The sequence below is a fragment of the Priestia sp. P5_B4 genome (genome assembly GCF_056400385.1).
Genome location: NZ_JBFULJ010000283.1, coordinates 1 through 4,451, shown reverse-complemented (window position 1 = coordinate 4,451; position 4,451 = coordinate 1). Strand labels below are relative to the sequence as shown.

Annotated in this window: 5 protein-coding genes; 2 read left to right on the top strand and 3 right to left on the bottom strand. The window is 36.3% G+C overall.

Annotation, left to right across the window (positions count from 1 at the left end):
* The 3 genes from AC1DRF_RS17575 to AC1DRF_RS17565 all read right to left on the bottom strand — a co-directional run.
* Positions 1 to 322, bottom strand: a 322-nt coding sequence (locus tag AC1DRF_RS17575; RefSeq protein WP_477741273.1) for a solute carrier family 23 protein, incomplete at its 3' end; no start/stop codon positions are given.
* Positions 323 to 541: 219 nt separating this feature from the next.
* Positions 542 to 1,492, bottom strand: a complete 951-nt coding sequence (locus tag AC1DRF_RS17570) for a sensor histidine kinase (RefSeq protein WP_477741272.1) — start codon at positions 1,490 to 1,492, stop codon at positions 542 to 544.
* Between the two features lie 17 nt (positions 1,493 to 1,509).
* Entirely contained in the window at positions 1,510 to 2,208 is a 699-nt protein-coding gene (locus AC1DRF_RS17565) for a LytR/AlgR family response regulator transcription factor (RefSeq protein WP_016763353.1), read from the bottom strand.
* A 175-nt stretch (positions 2,209 to 2,383) separates the two neighbouring features.
* On the opposite strand from AC1DRF_RS17565, the gene AC1DRF_RS17560 reads away from it, so the two are divergent.
* Together AC1DRF_RS17560 and AC1DRF_RS17555 are read left to right on the top strand one after the other, a co-directional pair.
* Positions 2,384 to 3,121 carry an ABC transporter ATP-binding protein gene (locus tag AC1DRF_RS17560; RefSeq protein WP_028407859.1) on the top strand — a complete coding sequence of 246 codons (738 nt, stop codon included), beginning with the start codon at positions 2,384 to 2,386 and terminating at the stop codon, positions 3,119 to 3,121.
* A 1-nt stretch (position 3,122) separates the two neighbouring features.
* A complete protein-coding gene (locus AC1DRF_RS17555) occupies positions 3,123 to 4,289 on the top strand; it encodes an ABC transporter permease (RefSeq protein ID WP_280559246.1) in 1,167 nt (388 codons plus the stop codon).
* Positions 4,290 to 4,451: the final 162 nt, after the last annotated feature.

Sequence of the window (4,451 nt, the reverse complement as noted above, 5' to 3'; positions counted from 1 at the left end):
AGATAATACCCGCTACGAATACAGCTGAAAAAGCAGTAGCATAGTCGATACTTCCATTTGAACCAACAACTAAAGCAGCAAAGTATGCGTTCATTCCCATACCGGGAGCAATAGCAATTGGGTAGTTAGCTGCAAGAGCCATCCATAGCGTAGCTACGACCGCTGAAATAATAGTAGCTGTAAATACTTGATCAAAAGGAACGCCGGCGCTGGACAAAATAACTGGGTTCACAATGACGATATAAATCATGGTTAAAAACGTTGTAATACCAGCTAAAATCTCCGTTTTAGCATCCGTGTTATATTCTTTTAACTTAAACATAAGTAACCTCCAAAAATAACGAACATTAAAAGCAACATGATATATAATATTCGTTTTTTACTTGAAATGCAATAGATTTGCATATAAAAAATCAAAAACTAAAAAAGTGACGATAAAAGAGCTAAAACAAGTGTGAAATATTTCTTTTTTTCGGTGCTTTTTATAGTGTGTGCGTATAGAAGAGGCTCATACGAAAAAAAGCCGCTTGGGCTGCGGCGGCTATGTTACTTGTTTTGAGGAAACGACTATTGGGAATTTTATTTTAATGGAAAGGGTTAAATCGTKATACGTATATTCCAAGCGTCCGTGGTAGTTGGAAACAAGTTCAGAAATAATCCACGTGCCAAGGCCTTCGTGGCGTTCTTTCTTTTCTGTAACATGAAAAGAAGTAAACAAGTGATCTTGACGCTCTCGTGATAAAGGAGCGGTAGAATTGCTGACTTCTAAAATGTAAATGCCGCTTCGGATCATACTCGAAACGGTTATCTCTTTTTTCTCAGAAGAATGAGCGGCTTCTAAAGCATTATGCAGTAAATTCATGATGAGATTCATTTGGTCAAGGTGCTTTAAAGGCAGCTGTGATAACGGTGAATCTAATTGAACATTCATATGTATTCCCCACGTATGTGCTTGATTCTTGCTTTGATGTACAACAGAAGCAACGTGCGAATGTTCACCTTGAATATATGAATGGGTATCATTCAAAGCTTCAACGTAATCTTGAATATACTCTTGTGCCTGCTGTCTTTGATTTGTTTCTAGAAGATAGGATACGGCACTGACATGTTTAATAAAATCATGTCTTTCAGCCCTTAACGCTTGAAAAAGCTCATTGTTTTTTTGAATTTCACGTGAAGCACTGCTTTCCCGGTTGGTTACGAATATGTATTGTTGATAAGAGAAAAACATGTCGGTCATGTAACCAATCATTGCGATAACGGTTAGGGCAATGCTGAAAGGTGAAGATAGGCTAAATAAAAGCAGGAAAAAAGACGTCAGTACGATTGCTTTTTTTATAGTTAGTGAAGGAGCCGTTTGATATTTCTTTCTCCATATAAAAAATGAACCAATTATAAAAGAACTAAGTAGGAGATGTAAACTAACAGGCAGGTCTTTAAAAAAGAGGAGCACGAAAACAGTTAGTAAAACTAGTGTGTAAAATAGTTTCATTTTAGATAGTCCCTCCTTTAAAAGTATTCTTTTTGCAAGATGTCTAAATTTGTTTTCGTGATTAAAGCTGTTTTTTCGGTGCTTTGAAACATCACTGAGTAGGAGTGCTTAGTATACAGGGAGAAATTTTGAATATAGGAAATGTTGATAATAAAAGCTCGATGAGACCTTAGAAAATGACTCGCTGTTAATTCTTTTTCAATTTCGTTTAATGATTGATAGGTACTAAATTCTCCATTTGTCGTTATGATTGTGGTAGAGCGACCTGTTCGTTCTGCAAATATAATATCTTGTTTGTTCAGCACTTGCATTTCGGTTTTTTGTTTTAAAATAAGCTTATCTCTTGTGTCAGTTGATTGTTTTTTTTGATGAAAACGCTGAATGCCTTTTAACAGACGCTCTTTAGAATAAGGCTTCATAATGTAGTCTAAAACGTTGAGTTCAAATGCATGAACCGCAAAGCCGCTGTGCCCAGTGACAAAGATGACTTGAATATCAAGTGCGTAAGCATTGATAAAGTCTGCAAGCTCATAACCTGATAGCTTTGGCATTTCAATATCTGTAATTAATAAATCAATTTCATTTTTTTTAATTTCGTTATAAGCTTCCTCCGCGCTGCTAGTCGAAAAAAGGATGTCTATATCATCTTCTCTTTCTAAAGAAATCCTCAATTTCTCTAAATCATATGAATGATCGTCCACTAATCCTACTTTCATAAATAAAAACCCTCTTTGTTTCATTCTATTGGATATTACCACACTATTTTACCATGATTTACAAGGTGGAAAGGACGTTTCGCGACATAAAAAACCCTCTTTATGACAAGATGGAAGATGCTGTATGAAAAATAAGCTAAGATATAGTCAATCRCAGTAAAAGGGGAGAGCGGATATGATTGAAATCAAAGGTGTTACGAAATATTTTAAAGAGAAAAAGCAAACAATTGCAGCAGTTCAAGATATTCATGTAACTATCTCACAAGGAGAAATTGTAGGGCTATTAGGTGAAAATGGTGCGGGGAAAACAACTCTTTTACGTATGCTGTCGACTGTACTTGAACCATCGGAAGGAAATATGTTCATTCATGGAATTAACATTCATAAACAGCCGGATAAAATAAAACAAAGAATTGGCGTGCTTTTTGGCGGTGAAACAGGCTTATACGACCGTTTGACCGCTCGTGAAAACTTAGCTTATTTTGCTAAGTTTTATGGCATGAGCAAACATGAAACAAAGATAAGGATTGAGGAACTGGCCAAACGTTTTGGAATGAAAGACTACTTGGATCGCCGCGTCGGAGGCTTTTCAAAAGGAATGCGTCAAAAAGTAGCCATTGCACGAACTATTCTTCATAACCCGGACGTTATCCTATTTGATGAGCCGACTACAGGATTAGACATTACATCAGCAAACATGTTTCGTGAGCTTATTAAAAGTCTGCAAAGAGAAGGAAAAACGATTATTTTTTCCAGTCACATTATGGAAGAAGTGGAGATGCTGTGTCAGTCTATCATCATGATTCATAAAGGAAAAATGATTTATCAAGGAACAAATGAACAGCTTTATAAAGAAGAAGAAAGCACAGATTTAAACTATATCTTTATGTCGCGTATCGTGAGGGGGGCTTAATATGATTTGGCATATTTATAAAAAAGAGTTAATTGATTGTTTGCGAGATCGAAAGACGATTATCTTTAGTGTGTTGATTCCTATTTTATTAAATGTAGGGATGCTGTTTTTTGTAGATAGAATGATGTCTAGTAATCAACCTGATGGTATGTCCATAGCTGTTGAGAAAGGCTCAGATACAAGTGTAGTGGAATGGTTAAAGAAAGATAGAAACCTTCAAGTTGTGGAAAGCGAAGATCCACTTCAAACAGTGGAAAAAGGCAAAGCATCAGTAGCTTTAAAAGTTGATAAGGAATTTTCTGATAAAATTCTCCATATGCAATCGCCGGACGTAATGATTTATACAAGTCCAGATAGCGTAGAATCTTCACGTACAACAGAGTACGTTACAGCTATATTAAATAAACAGAGGGACGGCATTATAAAAGAACGTTTAACACAATTAAATATTAATGATCAAACGATTCAACCCTTCTATGTCAAGGAACAAAGCCTTTCAAATAAAGATAATAGTTCATTAATTATGGTGGCAATTTATGCTCCTATGATTATTGCTATAGGGGTGTTAGGTGGTATTGTACCTTCCGCTAATGATATTTTCGCAGGAGAAAAAGAGCGAAAAACGATGGAAGCTCTACTCATGGCTCCTATTAAAAGACTACATTTACTAATAGGGAAGTGGTTTACTATTTCTACATTTGGGGTCTTAAGCGGAGTGCTTTCTACTATTTCATTTGTGCTTTTTGTACGCTACTTTACTGTGACGTTAAATGATGCCTTGAATCTAAATAATCATCTCATTGCTTTTAGCGCTTCATTACTAGTGGCTATCACTTTGTTTGCCTTATTAGCAGGGCTAATTCTTTGTATCTTCAGTCTCTTAGCAAGTTCGGTTAAAGAAGCGCAAAGCTATACATCGCAAATTGTTACAGTAGCGATACTGCCATGCTTTTTACTGATGGGAAAATCCGTAAACGAGCTGCAGTCCAATGTCTTTTTAATTCCTATTTATAACGTATTTGCACTTATGAAACAGCTTCTCTACGGTGTCTATGACATGCAGAGTCTTGCCTATACAATAGGAAGCTTATCGGTTTGTACGGTTGTTTTATTTGCGGTTGGTTATACGATGTTTACCAAAAGCCGCTGGGTGCTTGGTAAAGGTTAAGAGACTGGACAAAAGTATGTTAGTTGAAGGAAGATTCGAACGAGTAATCGTTCGGATTTTTTATGGGAATGGTAAACGTATGTTTCAAGTATGTAGTTAGCTGCTTCTAGCTGTTGATTGGAGGGAAAGGCGGAGACTCCTGCAGGAAAAGCGGAACAGGTG

What these genes read in the sequence shown, in the direction of transcription:
- AC1DRF_RS17565 (WP_016763353.1), bottom strand. Translation starts at nt 2,208, where the DNA reads ATGAAAGTAGGATTAGTGGACGATCATTCATATGATTTAGAGAAATTG.
- AC1DRF_RS17555 (WP_280559246.1), top strand. Translation starts at nt 3,123, where the DNA reads ATGATTTGGCATATTTATAAAAAAGAGTTAATTGATTGTTTGCGAGAT.
- AC1DRF_RS17560 (WP_028407859.1), top strand. Translation starts at nt 2,384, where the DNA reads ATGATTGAAATCAAAGGTGTTACGAAATATTTTAAAGAGAAAAAGCAA.